This is a genomic window from Achromobacter colocynthidis (genome assembly GCF_057334535.1).
Genome location: NZ_JBHFIZ010000035.1, coordinates 239,010 through 253,898, shown reverse-complemented (window position 1 = coordinate 253,898; position 14,889 = coordinate 239,010). Strand labels below are relative to the sequence as shown.

The following is a 14,889-nucleotide window of genomic DNA, read 5'->3' as shown; positions in this document are numbered from 1 at the left end:
AGCCTTTTGCTTGGCGCTTACTTCGAGCCGCCCGTGTTCGGATATCCGGGAGGCGGCGTCGCGCCCGATGCAGGCGTGCGCGGCACGTTGTCATTCGCCTCGGGTTTCTTATTCGGCATCTGGCCCGAATGCTTGTCCGTAGACATGGTGCCGCTCTTGTTCATATGAGACGGCGTGGTCCCGCTGGGGGGCGTCTGGTTGGGCGCCGGCGCCATTTGGCCAGCAGGCAACGGGCGATTGGGCGGCGCGGCGGTGGTGTCGTTAGGCGTATTGGACGGCGACGTCGAGGGGGCCGTTTGGGCCATTGCCGCGCCAGCGGACATACCGGCAGCCAATGCGAGAGCGCAAGTCAAAGGACGGAATTTCATAGTCAGACTCCTTAGTGGGAAGTGCACAGATCCATAAGCAATCGCCGTTCCCGGCCTGTGCACTGCCCTCCTTGCGCGATATGCCTGTCTGACATGCTGGGCCGGGTATTTTTTACCTGCCTTTGCAACACCGTCACCCCCGCCCGTCTACCCCGGGCGGCCGCCGTCCCTTTCCAGCTCGGACTCATCCAGCATGCGCTGCACGCGCTCGCCCAGGACTTCCAGCGAGAACGGCTTCACGATCAGTTCAATCCCGTGTTCCAGAAAGCCCGCTCCACGCGCCGCGCTCTCGGCGTAGCCCGTCATCAGCAGCACCTTCAGGCCAGGGTGAGCGGCCCGAGCCGCATCGGCCAGTTGCCGGCCGTTCAAGGCGGGCAGGCCCACATCGGTGACCAGCAGGTCGATATCGGTCGTGCGCAACACGAGTTCCAAGCCGGCTTCGCCATCGGACGCGGTCAACACCTGCATGCCCAGTTCAGCCAGGCATTCGTTAACCATGTCGCGCACATTGTCGTCATCTTCCACCAGCACGACCACCGACGGCTTCGCATTGTCTTGCGCGCGGTGGGCAGCGGGTTCGGGTCGTTGCGCGGCGTCCGGGGCGCCGTCATAACGCGGCAGCAGCAGCCTGACCGTGGTGCCCTGGCCCCCCACGCTTTCCAATACCGCCATGCCGCCCGCCTGCTTGGCGAACCCGTAGATCATCGACAGGCCCAGCCCCGTGCCCTCGCCCAAGGGCTTGGTGGTGAAGAAGGGATCGAAGGCATGGGCCAGCACGTCCGGCGACATTCCGCAGCCCACGTCCGTGACGGAGACTTCAACGAACTCTCCTGGGCTGACGCCGGGATAAGGACGCAGCGTGGTCTCATCCAGTTGCGTATTCAACGCCGCAACGGTCAGCTCGCCGCCATTGGGCATGGCGTCGCAAGCGTTGATGACCAGGTTCAGCAGCGCATTTTCAAACTGGTTGCGGTCGCACCGCACGGTCCACAGGTCCGGCGCCAGCTTGAACTGCAGGCGCACACCCTCGCCCGTGTAGCGATGAAACAGGTCGCCCATGGATTGCAGCGTGGGCGCCACGCTGAACGGCTTTGGGTCGATGGGTTGGCGCCGTGAGAACGTCAGCAGACGTTGGGTCAGATGCGCGGCGCGGTTCGCGGAATCCATGGCGACGTTGATGAAGCGCTGCGCCTGCTCCGGCGCGCCGGCCGCCAGCTTGCGCTGAATCAGGTACAGGGCGCCCGTGATGCCCTGAAGCATATTGTTGAAGTCATGCGCGATGCCGCCCGTCAGCCGACCCACGGCTTCCATTTTTTGCGACTGCCGCAACGCCTGCTCGGTATCGCGCAAGGTCTCGGCCTGGACCTTCAGGTCGGTGTCGTCTCGGCCGGTCATGTACAGATTGTCTTGCGACCAGGACATGCTCCAGGTGATCCAGCGGTAGGCGCCATCATGTGTCAACAACCGGTTTTCCATATGGCGGACGGTCTGCGCCGGATTGCCCTCCGCGGCCAGCGCAATCGTTGCGCGCGTGGCGGCCAGGTCATCGGGATGGATCAGTTCGTTCAGGCCCATCGACAGGAATTGTTCCGGGCTCCAGCCCAGGATCGGCCGCACCGCCGGGTTGACGCTCACAAAGCGGTCCTGGCCGTCGACCACGGCCAACAGTTCCGGCGACAGGCGCCAGATGCGATCGCGTTCCGCAATGGCATCTTCCACCCGCTGTTCCAGCGTGCGGGCATATTGCGAGCGCTCGACGGCATCGCACAAGCGTTCGCAGACCTCTTCCAGAAACGCCACGTCGCCCGCCTTGAGGCGGCTGGTGGCCAGCGGCCGCACCAGCAAGGCGCCGCCCTGCCGGCCCCAGCGGCGCATCGGCACCACGATCGCGGACGGCCGGACCTCACCGCCCTGCTCCGCCACCATGGGTTGCAGATACGCCGTGCGGCCCTTGCGCATCGCGGCGTGAAAATCCTCGCCTAGCTGTTCGGGGACCAGCGCCTGCTGCGTCGCCATGTCGACCTCGGACCGCCAACTGGCCGACAGCGTGGTCGGTTGGCCTTCACCCGGCCAGTCCAGCACCGCGGCCAGCCCCAGGGCAAGATGCTGGCCCAGGCCCGCGCAGGCGGCGTGTTCGATCTCGCTTTGATGATGCAAGGCGCGCATACGGTCAACCAGCGACAAAAGGAAATTCTTGCGATGCTGCCCTTCCCACAATTCCGTCTCGGCCACCTTGCGGGCAGTAACGTCCAGGAACAAGGCCATCATCCGGTCATCGCCATCTTTGCGGGCGCGGGCCTCGTACCATGCTTCTTTCGGCCCCGGCACCGCGAATTCGAACTGGGTGGGTTCGCCGGTTTCGACCACTTGGGCAAACGCATCCATGATCTGCCCCGGAACGCCGGGGATCATTTCGCGCAGCGTATGGCCCAGCGTGTCGCCCTCTTTCATGCCGCTTTGCCGTTCGAAGGCGGGGTTCACTTCCAGAAAGCGGAAATCCACGATACGGCCATCATCGTCGCGCAAGGCCTCGCTAAGAAAGAAGGCCTCTTGCATGCCGTCGAACATGGCGCGCCAGCGCTCACCGCTCGCGCGCAGCGCGGCATCCGTCATGTGGCGTTCGATGGCCAAGGCGGCGCTGCGCGTCACCATCGCCAGTGCGTCGATATCATGGTCGGATGGCGATCGAACGACGCCGTAGTAGTTCGAGAACACGCCCAGCAAGCGGCCGTCGGGCGCTTTGATCGGGGTGGACCAGCAGGCTCGCAAGCCATGCGCCAGCGCCAGGTCGCGCCAGTTCTTCCAGTCGGGGTGCGAGGCAATATCTTCCACATAAACCGGCTTGCCGGTGTAGGCGGCCGTGCCCCAAGAGGCCACGTTGGGTCCGATGGCCGTGCGTTGCAGTGCCGCGCTGAACTCCAGGGGCAGGCTCGGCGCGGCGTTGTGGATAAGATAGTGTCCCGTTTCGTCGATCAGCGCGATCGCCGCGCGCAGCTCAGTACTGGACTGCGCTTCGATGGCGTGCAAGACGTGTTCGAACACGTGCGCCAGCGGCATACCCGCCGCTATGCGCTGCAACATGATCCGTTCTTCCTCCAGACGGGCCAGCGTATCCGTCCACGGATGGGATACGCGATCCTGCTTTTTCAACATGTCTGCCCCTTTTCCTGCGTGTACTGTATTGCGGGGCCTCGTCTCGATGCCGAAACGCAAGGTAACGCGACGCTACCGATCCTGCCCCGTCTCCACCTGCAAGGCGCCACGCGCCTCGGGCTTGTCCACCCGCGCGCATTGCTTGCCCGTGCGTGTGCAGTGGTCCTTGACCCGCCAGTATGCGCCATGAGTGACGCAACCTGTCTGGCAGATGACCTAATGAGCACGCTTCGCTTTTAAGTGGCGAGGGTCCGGCCCCATCGCGCACAGGGAAATCCATTACTGACGTGCCTGCGTCGCTTAAATATGATCCACAAACATATCGGCACGCCAGCCCGTCCCGGGCCTGAAATAGACGTTCCCCCGAGAACGCCGCGCGCCTTTCGCCCCGGTCTCGGCCGGCTGGCGGACTCTACGCAGTGGAGTGCCCGATGCCGAATCCCACCGAACTTCTGCGCGATATCCACGAAGCCAACCTCATGTATTTGCTACTGCTGCAGCGCATCGCGCGCAGCGGCGATGCCGTTGAGCTAAGTCGCCTGCAAATGTCGCCCAAGACAAGCCAGTGGTTGGCAGACCTGGAACCGGCGGCGTTGCCCCGCCTGGCGCGCAGCAGCGTGCTGCTGGCGCAACTGAAGCTGGCGCCTCATGTGCTGTTGTCGGCATTGAGCCAAGGCATGGACGCCACGTTGGCCGAGCGCAACCCGTTAGCGTCGCCCGCGCCGCCATCCCTCGTGCGGCGTTAAGCCGTAGGCGTTTCTTCCGGGCCGTGGCAACACACGCAGATCTTGTTGCCGTCGGCATCCCGGAAATAAGCCCCGTAATAATTCGCGTGGTAATCGGGCCGCAACCCGGGCGGGCCTTCACACGTGCCGCCCAACGACAAGGCCAGCGCGTGGCAGCGGTCCACGGTTGCCCGGTCCTCCGCCAGAAATGCCGTCATCGGTCCGTTGCCCGGTTCAGCGGCTTTTCCGTCATAGGGCGCGGTGATTACGAATAACGGCCGGCCCCCACCTGTGGGTTGCCAGCCCGCCCAGGGCACCTTGCGATCGATAAATCGAAGATCAAGTCCAAGCGCCTCGGCCTGCGCCGCGTAGAAGGAAAACGCGCGGTCGAAGTCGCGGATGCCAATGCAAACATGGGAAAACATGTGGGACTCGCTGTAAGGGATAGAAGCTGAATTATGTCTGGCTTCGAACGTGGTTTGCCAGGCGGCGTTCCGCGCCACGCGCTGGCCCGGGCCAGATTTGGCCCGATCAGGCCAAATTTGACCCACCGCAAGCCATTGATTCTTAAAGGCTTATTTTTAATCGGGTCAGATCTGGCTCGTTTCCTCTGGAAAAACGGCTATTTCTAGGAAATCAGCGTTGGAAAGCCGTATCGGAATCGTCCTATTTTTCTTTCAAGCTATTGATCTATATACGTTTATTTTTCAATTTCAATACCTGGCACGGATGTTGCATTAGTCCCTCGTAGCGCTTCCCTCGGGAAGTATCCGGCCGCAACGGCCATGTACTACGACGACTAAGGAAACATCATGCCTACTCCCGCCTATATCAGCATTTCGGGCAAAACCCAGGGCAACATCACTGAAGGCGCCTTCACCGCTGATTCGGTCGGCAACGTATATGTCGAAGGGCACGAAGACCAGATCCTGGTCCAGGAAATTGAGCACCGCGTCAACACCCCGACCGACCCGCAAAGCGGCCAGCCGTCGGGCCAGCGTGTGCACAAGCCCTTCATCTTCACCAGCGCGCTGAACAAGGCTACGCCCTTGCTGTATCACGCGCTGGCCTCCGGTGAAATGCTGCCCGAGGTGGAAGTGAAGTGGTACCGCACGTCCATCGACGGCAAGCAGGAACACTTCTTCACCACCGCGTTGGAAGACGCCACCATTGTGGACATCACCAGCGTGCTGCCGCACGCGCAAGACCCCAGCAAGTCGGACTTCACGCAGCTGATCAAGGTGGCCATGGCCTACCGCAAGATCACGTGGACGCACGAGATCGCGGGCACGGAAGCCTCGGACGACTGGCGTAAACCGCTGGAAAGCTAAGGCACGCCGCCGCGGCTGCGCAGGTAGATGCCTGCGCAACCGCGGTTTCTTCTTGCCCGTCTGCCTAGTGACCCCACCATGCCCCACTCATCCGATCTGCGCTTTACCTTCGTGTCGTCCGCGCGCGGCGTCGAATTCGACGTCATTGAATTCACGCTGGACGAAGCCCTGTCCGAGACCTATCGGCTGGAGCTGGACTTGTCCAGCTTCAACCCCGCCATCGACTTCGGCGCCATGCTGGACCAGACGGCGCTCTTCACGCTGTGGCGGGGCGATACGGCGGTACGTCACGTCCATGGCATCGTCACCGCCTTCGAGCAAGGCGACACGGGCTTTCGGCGCACGCGCTACCGCGCCGTGCTGGAACCCTCGCTGTCTCGCCTGGCGCTGTGTTCGGACTGGCGCATCTATCAGCAGTTGTCCGTGCCGGAAATCCTGGCCGATGTCTTCAAGCGCCACCACATCACCGACTACGAACAGATCACCACGAACCAGCACCTGCCGCGCGAATACTGCGTGCAAGCCGGTGAAACCGACCTGGACTTCGTCACCCGGCTGGCCGCCGAGGAAGGCTATTTCCATCGCTATGTGCATACGGACCAGAGCCATCGCCTGGTCCACGGCGACCGCATCTACATCCATGGGGAAATCGCCGGCGGCCCGGTCGTCTACCAACCATTAGCCGGCGGCGACCCTGCTCAGCCCGCGCTGCGCCGCTTCACCTACACCGAGCAACTGCGCACCGCGCGCCAAACCCAGCGCGACTACACCTACACCCACCCGCAGTACGACCAGGAACACACGCACGTGGCCAGCGACTTGCAGCATCAAGATCGCCGCTACGAACGCTACGACTATCCCGGCCGCTACAAGCGCGACGAGGCCGGCAAGCCCTTCACACAAAGCCGCTTGCTGGGCCTGCGCCGCGACGCGCGCATGGCGCAGGTGCAGGGTGACGACGCCCGCCTGATTCCCGGGGTGGCCTTCGACCTGACCGGCCACCCGCGCGAAGATTGGAACCAGGGTTGGCGTCCGGTGCGCATGCGCCACCACGGCGTGCAGCACACCAGCCAGGAAGAAGACAGCGCGGGCGCGGAACATGGCACGCGCTACGGCTACACCGCCGACATCGTGCCCGACAAGGTCGACTGGAAGCCCGCGCCCAGCCGCAAGCCCGTGGTCGACGGCCCGCAGATCGCCAGCGTGGTCGGCCCGCCCAACGAAGAAATCTATTGCGACGAATACGGCCGCATCAAGGTGCAGTTTCCGTGGGACCGGCTGGGCAGGAACAACGAACACAGCTCGTGCTGGATCCGCGTGTCGCAGAACTGGGCGGGCGCCGGCTGGGGCCATATGGCCATTCCGCGCATCGGCCAGGAAGTGATCGTCAGCTTTCTGGACGGTGATAGTTCGCAGCCGATCGTCACGGGTAGGACCCACCGGTCGATCAACCCGCCGCCCTACGAACTGCCGCGTCACAAGACGCGCATGACGATCAAGAGCCAGACGCATAAGGGCGAGGGCTATAACGAACTGCGCTTCGAGGACGAACGCGATCAGGAAGAGATCTACATCCACGCGCAGAAAGACCAGAACATCCATGTGAACCACAACGAAACCACCTTCGTCGGCAACGACCGTGCCGAACAGGTCGAGCATGATGAAACCATCACCATTGGTCATGACCGCAGCGAAACGGTGGGCAACGACGAACAGGTCAACATCGGGCAGGACCGGCGCCACGCCATCGGGCAAAACGACTTCCTGACCATCGACCGCAACCACACCATTGCCACCGGGCGCGACCGCACGGAAGACGTGGGCAACAACCGCCGCGACAAGACGGGCGCGAATCACTGGATAGAAACCGGCGGCCATGTTGAACACAAGGTGCAAGGCCATTTCCAGGTGCATGCCGGCGAGCGGATCGAAGGCAAGACGGTCACGCTGGAATTGCAGGCGGCGCAAAGCGTGGTGATCAAGGGGCCGGGTGGCACGATCACGATTGATGGGTCCGGTATCACCCTGGACGCCAGCGCAATCGTCTTCAAAGGCCCGCTAAGCCAGCAAGCCGGCGCGGCCAGCGCCCCATCGATGGCGGGTTCCCCTGCCCCCGGGCTTGCCATGGACCTGCTTTGTGCACTGCGCGCGGACGGCACCTGCCCACGTGTGCCCTGCCCTTGCGGCATGCGAGGCGCGTGATGATGTCCGACCTTGAACATGCCGGCTGGCCCCGCCGGACCGTGCGCGTCGTGCAAGCGCCCAGCATGGAGAGCCTGACCGGGCTTGATACCAGTACGGGCACCGGATCCGGCACTGCCTGGCTTTGGCTTGATGGCGCACGGTCCGCCACCTTGGAGCACGAGGTGTCCGCGCTGAAACCCGGATTCGATCATCACTGGTTATGGCGCGGCACTAACTGGGAGTACCAGCCGCCAGGCTTTCGCCATGGTCCGCTGCTGACGCCTGTCACCGCGCCCTTGCTGCAAGCCTTCGTTGACGATTGGGCTCCCCGGCAGTTGGGTGTGCTGTTGTTTGCCGGCGATGACGCGCCGGGCAGCACGTACCTGAAGCAGCTGCATCTGATGCAAGCGCCCGACGGCTTGGCGATGCGCTTCAACCTGACGGCCACCCGCCAGTTGGAAGAGCTTTGCGAAGGTCTATCAACGCATCGCCTGGCGGATTTGATGGGGCCCATCCGGGGGCTGATCTGGCGCAGCGCCGACGAGGCGGGCGCGCAATGGTTGCAAGCGGATATCCCTGCGTCCAGTGACGCGGCGTTCGACCATGAAGGCTTCGCGCTGTCTTCGGATGATGAAGATGCGGTCAATCGCGCCAGCTTCGATTACTTCATGCGCGAGACAGCGCGCCGACACGTGCCCGCCGATCTCGCGACCAGCAACCCGACAGCCCACGCCAAGCTGCTGCACCAAATCGCGCTGTTTGCCGATGAGGCCGGGCAGATCAACCTGCAACTTGAGCGCGACGTCCGCCACTACATCACGCTGCGCCTGCGCTTTCCCCAATCGCCCTTTGAGAACGATGCCGAATTGCGCGCGAACCTCGCACGCCGCGAGGTCTCCGGACAACTGCGCCTGAATCAAGCCCAGCTCCGGCTGAACAAGATCACCGCCGGCCTCGCATCAGGAAACCGACCATGATTCACCTGCAATGCCCCAAGGCGCTGCAACCGCCCCACCCCAGCGCCAAGCGGCTGGGCAAGGCGATATCCCCGCCACCTTGCCAGCGCGGCATCCCCTTGTATCCCCTGCGCTATGGCATCACAGACGAACCCTTCGATGCGAAGGTGTTCCCCACGCTGAGTACCGCCGCCTATCCGGCGTTGAGCAACGGCAAAGCCTACGGCTTGCGGGTACTGCGGCCGCGCAGCTATGTGTATCTGCTCTCGCGCGAAGAAGGTCGGATGTGGACACGCCATTACCAAGTCACCGACAACATCCGCTTCGCGCCGATCTGGTGGACGGAAGCGGACTACGACGGTGACGTGCCCGGACGCAAAGCCGTGCCCGACGAAGCGGGCGCGGCGCGCTTTCTGCTGGCGCCGCCCGATCTGCAAGACGACACCCTGCACGTGCTGGTCAGCGACACCCTGCTCAGCCACGCCGTGCTATGGGACATCGAGAACGACACATCAAGTTGGCAAACCCTGCTGGCCACCCCGGTCAAACCCATCGGCGGCAAACAACAGCACGCCTTCCCGGCGGCATTGCTTGCGCACGTGCGCGAACTGGCCCCAAGCGCGCAGCGCAACTATGACTGGAGCGAAAGCCAACCCCACACGGACAGCATCCCATCCATCCTGAACGCCATGACCGCCGCCACACGGCCCCGCACCGACGTCGAGCCGCAAGCCGTGGTCGTGCGCGATCTGGCGGGACTGTTGAGCGAACTGAACGTGTTGGTCGGCAGCCGGCTGGCGGACCTGCATACGTACAGCGCGGACGCGGCCCGCAAATTGCGGGTATCGGAAATGATTGACCAGTTAGGCGATTTGGCGGGCCAGGCTGCGGGCAGTCAGGTGGCGCGTAACGATCCAATCGGAAGCGCCATGCCCTCGGGCGCAACGGGGCCTGCCGTAATGGCCGCCAACGAACGTGCCAACCGCGCGCGCTTGGCCGCGCACCGCAAACGTATCGCCCACGCGCGCAACACTGAGCGCGTGGAGTTCATCAAGCAGCATCCGCGACGGCTGCAAGACTACACAGACAAGGTTGTACTGGCCGCCGCCGACCTTTGGACCTTGTTCAACACCCATCAAAAGGTCTACGACGTACTCGTCGAATCCCATGCGTCCGATGCCACGGGCTACCTGGACCTGCGCTGCCTGGTCGGACACACCTTGCCCGGGCTCATCCACTGCAAAGCCGGCCACGATTTCCTGCTCAAGCAAGTGGAACCCAGCGGCCCGATCGGCCTGCTCAAGAAAGCAGTACTGGGCGCACCGGAAGTGCTTGGTTATACCAAGCGAGTCGCGCAAACCATGCTTGACCACACCGAGCTGGGCACAGTCATCGTCGCCAAGGCAGCGGTCGATGCACCATTGGCCGCGCTGCAAAAAGTACTAACGACAATACCGGCCGACGGAGCGTCCCATCAACTGAGCGTGATGCTGGGCGCACTGGTCGCACACGGGCAATTGACCTCGCCCGGCGCATACTGGACCAGCGTCTACCGGCCCATCATGGAAGTGCTGGACGGCAATCTGGCGCGCGCCCACGAAGTACCGCTGCGCGAGGTAGGCAATTGGATGCGCGCAAGCCTGGGCCTCACAGGCGTCAACGGTTTTCGCCCACAGACAGTGGACCGCGCCGCGCAAACCCTGGTCACGCTGTATGACACCGAAGACGTGCAGGAACGGCTGGCGCAAGGCCAAAGACTACCGGAGCGCTTGCGCTTCTGGCACAACGCCCGACTGGCACTAGGCGGCGTCGCGGCGTTCGCCACGGTATACAGCGCGGGGGAAGCGTTCAAGGCGCTGGGGCAGGAAGATGGCATGAGCTTGGGTAACGCGCTGAACGCCACCGGCAAGGTTCTGGGAGTTGGCGCGGCGGGGGCCACGATGACGAGGTTCCGGTTTGAGAAGCAGCGGGATCTGGCGAAGGTGCGGGGGGAGATGGAGCTGGCCGGGGCGTTTGATGGGGCGGCGAAGCGGTGGGAGTTGATAGCGATTGGGGTAGCCGCTGTGGCCGCAATGGCGATTGGAACAAAGGACTGGTGGCACGCCGCAGTGGAAGAGAGCGGCCAAGTCGCGACAATCAGCTTCGTCAGCGGCTCAGTGCAATTTGCCGCCGGCGGGGTTGGCTTCTTGCACCTGTTGGGAAGGCTACGTCCTCGGACTGTCATTAGCTTGGCAGAATCAAGCTCATTACTGCTGAAAGGCACGGCGGGGGTGGCTCGACTAAGCGCCGGCACGATCGGGTGGATCCTTCTTGGAGTCGAGGCGCTTTATCTTGGCCTTCGCCATGTTCACCAAACCGCAGTCGACGAGGCAAGGACCGATGCATGGATCCGCCGCAGTGTGTGGGGGATACCGGGCGGCATGGCGCCCTTCGCCAGCGATGAAGAAGAGTTGCAGGAATTCCATCGCTTGTTTCAGGCTCCCAGCATTAAGAACGATTTCGCCGTTTCCAAGGTCTTGGCTCCCTCCGTAAAAGCGAGGCTAGCCGCGGCCCTAGGACTGCCGGACGATGTCCGCATGGTCTCGGTTTTCTTGCCAGGGTGGCGGTCGCAAACCAGCCAATTCTCGATCAGTCAGCAGCAGGCCCCGGGCTTGGGTGAGCTATCCGGCCGCGCGGTACGCCACGACGACCCTGACCAGGTCAACGTGATCGACGGCGTCGGCGTCATCAAAATCGCCACGAACGCCTTGTTCGGAACGACGACGGTGAACTATCGCCCCAATGGTTTCACGGACGCCGACTACGTGATGGAGGCAAGCTCGTCATGGTGAAAAATATTCGCACCATCGACCCCGCAACCATCCCGGATGCCGCCGTCGAATTCAAGCGTCAATGCGAACGCCTCGACGAGAGCGGGGATTACGCCGCCTTGCCGGACATTCGCTACGCCATGGATCCCGAGCAGCTCTGGCTTACCGAAGACGTGTCCGATCCAGTGCAGTTCAACGATCAATATATTGAGCCGCGAACGGAAGGACAGATCACGTTCTTGCTGCAACTGTCGACGGCTGGCGTGTCCGTTTCCGTGACCACCGTATTTATCCTCGCCCCCCTGTTCGGGGAGTACCAGCACAAGGGCGCCCTCATCTGTATTCCATTTTTCCTGATGGCAGCGGCGTTCTTGTGGTTGGGAACCAATGCGGCCACGTCGCGTATCCGATTTAACCGACAAGCACAATTAGTGCACGTGTGTTATGGCGATACGGTGCTGCACCTGCCGTGGCGCGATGTGCGGCCCTACACCGAATTCGGGCACGGCTACACGCTACGCTTATGTTTCCCACTGCCCTACCTGGAAATGATGCAACTGTCGTCCCAAGATCCCGACAGCATCAGAAAGAGCAAAAGGCCGCTTATCGTTGAAGGCGACTTTGATGCGCATGACCAGTTGTTCTTCGACAAGAACCTTCACCGCCTGGAATTCATCCGCCGCTACATGGAGCATGGGCTGAAGGCCATTGAAGCCGATCCGAAATTTGTGGCAAGGGGCCTAGTCCGCAAACCCACCGGCGACAACACGGTAACCAAAACCGGCAGATGGACCGATATCTTCAATATCTACGACATCCTCTTCAACCTCTTCACCCTCAAACCCCTCCTCGACCGCTGGATCAAGCACAAAGCCAATTCCTTCCGCTGGCCCGAAGAAGTCGAACGCCTATGCGCCCCAGGCGCCGATCTATCAGCCTACGACACCCGGCCCGTCAAATCCAGCACCCGCTACTTCTATCGTTATGCCGGCATGGACAAGGGCGTCATCTTTGTTGATCACAAAGGCAGGCAGGTTCATCTACGCAGCAAGCCCGGGTGATTGACATCCGAGCCGCGCACCCCGCTCGTCCGCCACGCCAAGCCCGCGCTGATGGCCAGCGCGATCGCTAACAGGCCGCCGGCCATCGCGGCCACGCCTGGCCATTGGCTGGCGGCCCAGAAGTGTCCGCCCCAGGCGCCCAGCACGCTGGACCCCACGTAATACACCAGCAAGTACAGCGATGCGCCCAGCGCCTTGTAGCCGCGTGCCATCTGGCCGACCCAGCCGCTGGCCACCGCGTGTGCGGCGAAGAAGCCGAAGGTGAACACCACGATGCCGGCGATCAGGATGGCCAGTGTGTCCGACAGCGTCAGCAGCAGCCCGGCCAATGCCAAGCCGGTGGCGGCGGTCAGCATGGCGCCTCGGCCGTGGCGGTCGGCCAGGCGGCCGAAGAAGGTGGACGCGAATATGCCCACCAAGTACACGACGAAGATGAAGCCGATGAAGGTTTGGCTTAGCGAAAACGGCGGTAGCAACAGGCGAAAGCCCACATAGTTATAGACCGTGACGAAGGCGCCCATCAGCAGTCCGCCCATGGCGAACAGCGCGCACAGTGGGCCGTTTTTCATGTGTGCGCCGACTCCCGCCCGCACGTCGCCCCACACGCCAGCCCAGCCGCGCCCGCGTTGCGGGGTGAAGCGGCGTGAGGCCGGCAACAGCCACATGAACAGCGCGGCGGCAACGATGCCCACGACGCCCAGCGTGCCCAGGGCGGCGCGCCAGCCAAAATGGTCGGACACCAGGCCGGTGATGACGCGGCCGGACAGTCCGCCGAATGCGCTGCCGCTGATGTACAGGCCCATCACAAAGCCCAGCGTGTCGGGTTCTACTTCTTCCGCCAGGTACGCCATGGCGACGGCGGGCACGCCGCCCATCGCCACGCCTTGCAGCGCGCGCAAGGCCAGCAGGCTGTGCCAGTCGGGCGCCACGGCGGCGATGGTGCCCAGCACGGCGGACGCCAGCAATGACCAGGCCATGATGCGCTTGCGCGGCAGCGCCTGCGAGAACAGGCCGACGAAGAAGATCGCAATGGCAAGCAGGCCCGTGCACAGTGACAGCACCAGGCTGCTTTGCGCGGGTGACACGCCGAACGCGCCGGTGAACAGGGGCATCAGCGGCTGCACGCAATACAAAAGCGAAAACGTGGAAAAGCCGGCGGCAAACAAGGCCCATTGGGCGCGGCGCAGTTCGGGGGTGCCACGCGCCAGATACTCGGTGGGCGTGGGCGTGGAAGAACTGGCGGAGGGGGTAGACATCTGGAATCTCGAAGGGCAAACGGGCTCGTGACCCGTATAGGAAAAGTAGACTTTTCGCCTTCATATGTCCAATATATGAAACTTGCACCCACCATATTTTTAAACGATGGAACTACGACACCTGCGCTATTTCACTGCTGTGGCCGAAGAGCTGCATTTCACGCGGGCGGCGGCCCGGTTGGGCATTGGCCAGCCGCCGTTAAGCCAGCAGATTCAACAGCTTGAGCGCGAAATCGGCACGCCGCTTTTCCTACGGCTGCCCCGAGGCGTGGACCTGACCGAGGCCGGCGCCCAGTTCCTGGAAGATGCGCGCGCCATTCTGGCCAGTGCCGACCGCGCCATCGACACGGCTCGTCGGCTGGGGCGCGGCGAGCGCGGCGCCATCACAGTCGGCTTCACGGCGTCCGCCGTCTTCCACCCTTACCTGCCCCGCGCCATCCGCGCTTACCGCGACCGCTACCCCGACGTGCGCGTCACGCTGACCGAAAGCAACACCATTTCCCTGTTGCGCGGCCTGCGGCTGGGCGAGGTGGACGTGGCCTTTGTACGCCCCCCTTATCTGTTGGACCCGGAGTTCGAGTCCGAGCGCGTGCTGGACGAACCCATGCTGGTCGCCCTGCCCCCGGACCACGCGCTGAGCCGCCTCCGCAGCGTGCCGATTGCCGCGCTGGCCGATGAGGACTTTGTGCTGTATCCACGGCCGATTGGCGCGGGCTTGTATGACGCCATCCAATCGGCTTGCCAGCGTGCGGGCTTTGCGCCGCGCGTGATCCAGGAAGCGCCGCAGATGGCGTCCATCGTCAGCCTGGTTGCCGCTGGTGTCGGCATTTCGGTGGTGCCGGCCGCCATGCGGCACATGGGCGCGGAAGGAATCGAATATCGGCCGATCAAAGGCGACGCGCCACACGCGCTGCTGGACATGGCCTACCGCCGCCATGACCGCTCTATCGCCGCCGTTAACGCCGTGGCGATGCTGCGCCAGCTTGCTCATCCGGAGCGCCCGGCCGCCAACGAATAGGCCGAAGAATAAGCAGACGAATAAGCC

At 63.2% G+C, this 14,889-nt stretch carries 11 protein-coding genes and 1 pseudogene; 8 read left to right on the top strand and 4 right to left on the bottom strand.

Annotation, left to right across the window (positions count from 1 at the left end):
- Nucleotides 1-515: 515 nt before the first annotated feature.
- Nucleotides 516-3,521: a PAS domain S-box protein gene (locus tag ACE04A_RS16905; RefSeq protein ID WP_485820329.1), complete on the bottom strand. Its 3,006-nt coding sequence runs from the start codon at nucleotides 3,519-3,521 to the stop codon at nucleotides 516-518.
- Between the two features lie 72 nt (nucleotides 3,522-3,593).
- A pseudogene (locus tag ACE04A_RS16900) lies at nucleotides 3,594-3,737 on the bottom strand (DUF2325 domain-containing protein); the annotation flags it as partial.
- A 215-nt stretch (nucleotides 3,738-3,952) separates the two neighbouring features.
- Here ACE04A_RS16900 and ACE04A_RS16895 point away from each other — a divergent pair.
- The gene (locus tag ACE04A_RS16895) at nucleotides 3,953-4,267 is read left to right on the top strand and encodes a flagellar transcriptional regulator FlhD (RefSeq protein ID WP_485820328.1); all 315 of its coding nucleotides are present in this window, start codon (nucleotides 3,953-3,955) and stop codon (nucleotides 4,265-4,267) included.
- Here the strand turns inward: ACE04A_RS16895 and ACE04A_RS16890 are convergent.
- Nucleotides 4,264-4,671: a VOC family protein gene (locus tag ACE04A_RS16890; protein ID WP_259247531.1), complete on the bottom strand. Its 408-nt coding sequence runs from the start codon at nucleotides 4,669-4,671 to the stop codon at nucleotides 4,264-4,266. The genes ACE04A_RS16895 and ACE04A_RS16890 overlap by 4 nt on opposite strands.
- 33 nt (nucleotides 4,672-4,704) lie before the next feature.
- Between ACE04A_RS16890 and ACE04A_RS16885 the strand changes: the two genes are divergently transcribed.
- From ACE04A_RS16885 to ACE04A_RS16860, 6 genes are all read left to right on the top strand, one after another.
- Nucleotides 4,705-4,878, top strand: a complete 174-nt coding sequence (locus ACE04A_RS16885) for a hypothetical protein (protein ID WP_485820327.1) — start codon at nucleotides 4,705-4,707, stop codon at nucleotides 4,876-4,878.
- Between the two features lie 180 nt (nucleotides 4,879-5,058).
- Nucleotides 5,059-5,577 carry an Hcp family type VI secretion system effector gene (locus ACE04A_RS16880; protein ID WP_046803329.1) on the top strand — a complete coding sequence of 173 codons (519 nt, stop codon included), beginning with the start codon at nucleotides 5,059-5,061 and terminating at the stop codon, nucleotides 5,575-5,577.
- A gap of 78 nt (nucleotides 5,578-5,655) precedes the next feature.
- Nucleotides 5,656-7,779 carry a type VI secretion system Vgr family protein gene (locus tag ACE04A_RS16875; protein WP_448718797.1) on the top strand — a complete coding sequence of 708 codons (2,124 nt, stop codon included), beginning with the start codon at nucleotides 5,656-5,658 and terminating at the stop codon, nucleotides 7,777-7,779.
- A gap of 65 nt (nucleotides 7,780-7,844) precedes the next feature.
- A complete protein-coding gene (locus ACE04A_RS16870) occupies nucleotides 7,845-8,738 on the top strand; it encodes a hypothetical protein (RefSeq protein ID WP_448718796.1) in 894 nt (297 codons plus the stop codon).
- Entirely contained in the window at nucleotides 8,735-11,548 is a 2,814-nt protein-coding gene (locus tag ACE04A_RS16865) for a toxin VasX (RefSeq protein WP_448718795.1), read from the top strand. The genes ACE04A_RS16870 and ACE04A_RS16865 overlap by 4 nt, the downstream gene beginning before the upstream one ends.
- Nucleotides 11,542-12,588 (top strand): hypothetical protein, encoded by a 1,047-nt coding sequence (locus ACE04A_RS16860; protein ID WP_448718794.1) that lies wholly within the window; start codon nucleotides 11,542-11,544, stop codon nucleotides 12,586-12,588. The genes ACE04A_RS16865 and ACE04A_RS16860 overlap by 7 nt, the downstream gene beginning before the upstream one ends.
- On the opposite strand, the gene ACE04A_RS16855 is transcribed toward ACE04A_RS16860, so the two are convergent.
- On the bottom strand, nucleotides 12,564-13,844 hold the full coding sequence (locus tag ACE04A_RS16855; RefSeq protein WP_259247547.1) for an MFS transporter: 1,281 nt from the start codon (nucleotides 13,842-13,844) through the stop codon (nucleotides 12,564-12,566). The two genes, ACE04A_RS16860 and ACE04A_RS16855, sit on opposite strands and share 25 nt — an antisense overlap.
- 106 nt (nucleotides 13,845-13,950) lie before the next feature.
- On the opposite strand from ACE04A_RS16855, the gene ACE04A_RS16850 reads away from it, so the two are divergent.
- Entirely contained in the window at nucleotides 13,951-14,862 is a 912-nt protein-coding gene (locus tag ACE04A_RS16850) for a LysR family transcriptional regulator (RefSeq protein WP_448718792.1), read from the top strand.
- Nucleotides 14,863-14,889 lie beyond the last annotated feature (27 nt).

Bases quoted from the DNA above. Each gene is read 5' to 3' on its own strand.
- ACE04A_RS16905 (WP_485820329.1), bottom strand. From the start codon at position 3,521: ATGTTGAAAAAGCAGGATCGCGTATCCCATCCGTGGACGGATACGCTG.
- ACE04A_RS16895 (WP_485820328.1), top strand. From the start codon at position 3,953: ATGCCGAATCCCACCGAACTTCTGCGCGATATCCACGAAGCCAACCTC.
- ACE04A_RS16890 (WP_259247531.1), bottom strand. From the start codon at position 4,671: ATGTTTTCCCATGTTTGCATTGGCATCCGCGACTTCGACCGCGCGTTT.
- ACE04A_RS16885 (WP_485820327.1), top strand. From the start codon at position 4,705: ATGTCTGGCTTCGAACGTGGTTTGCCAGGCGGCGTTCCGCGCCACGCG.
- ACE04A_RS16880 (WP_046803329.1), top strand. From the start codon at position 5,059: ATGCCTACTCCCGCCTATATCAGCATTTCGGGCAAAACCCAGGGCAAC.
- ACE04A_RS16875 (WP_448718797.1), top strand. From the start codon at position 5,656: ATGCCCCACTCATCCGATCTGCGCTTTACCTTCGTGTCGTCCGCGCGC.
- ACE04A_RS16870 (WP_448718796.1), top strand. From the start codon at position 7,845: ATGGAGAGCCTGACCGGGCTTGATACCAGTACGGGCACCGGATCCGGC.
- ACE04A_RS16865 (WP_448718795.1), top strand. From the start codon at position 8,735: ATGATTCACCTGCAATGCCCCAAGGCGCTGCAACCGCCCCACCCCAGC.
- ACE04A_RS16860 (WP_448718794.1), top strand. From the start codon at position 11,542: ATGGTGAAAAATATTCGCACCATCGACCCCGCAACCATCCCGGATGCC.
- ACE04A_RS16855 (WP_259247547.1), bottom strand. From the start codon at position 13,844: ATGTCTACCCCCTCCGCCAGTTCTTCCACGCCCACGCCCACCGAGTAT.
- ACE04A_RS16850 (WP_448718792.1), top strand. From the start codon at position 13,951: ATGGAACTACGACACCTGCGCTATTTCACTGCTGTGGCCGAAGAGCTG.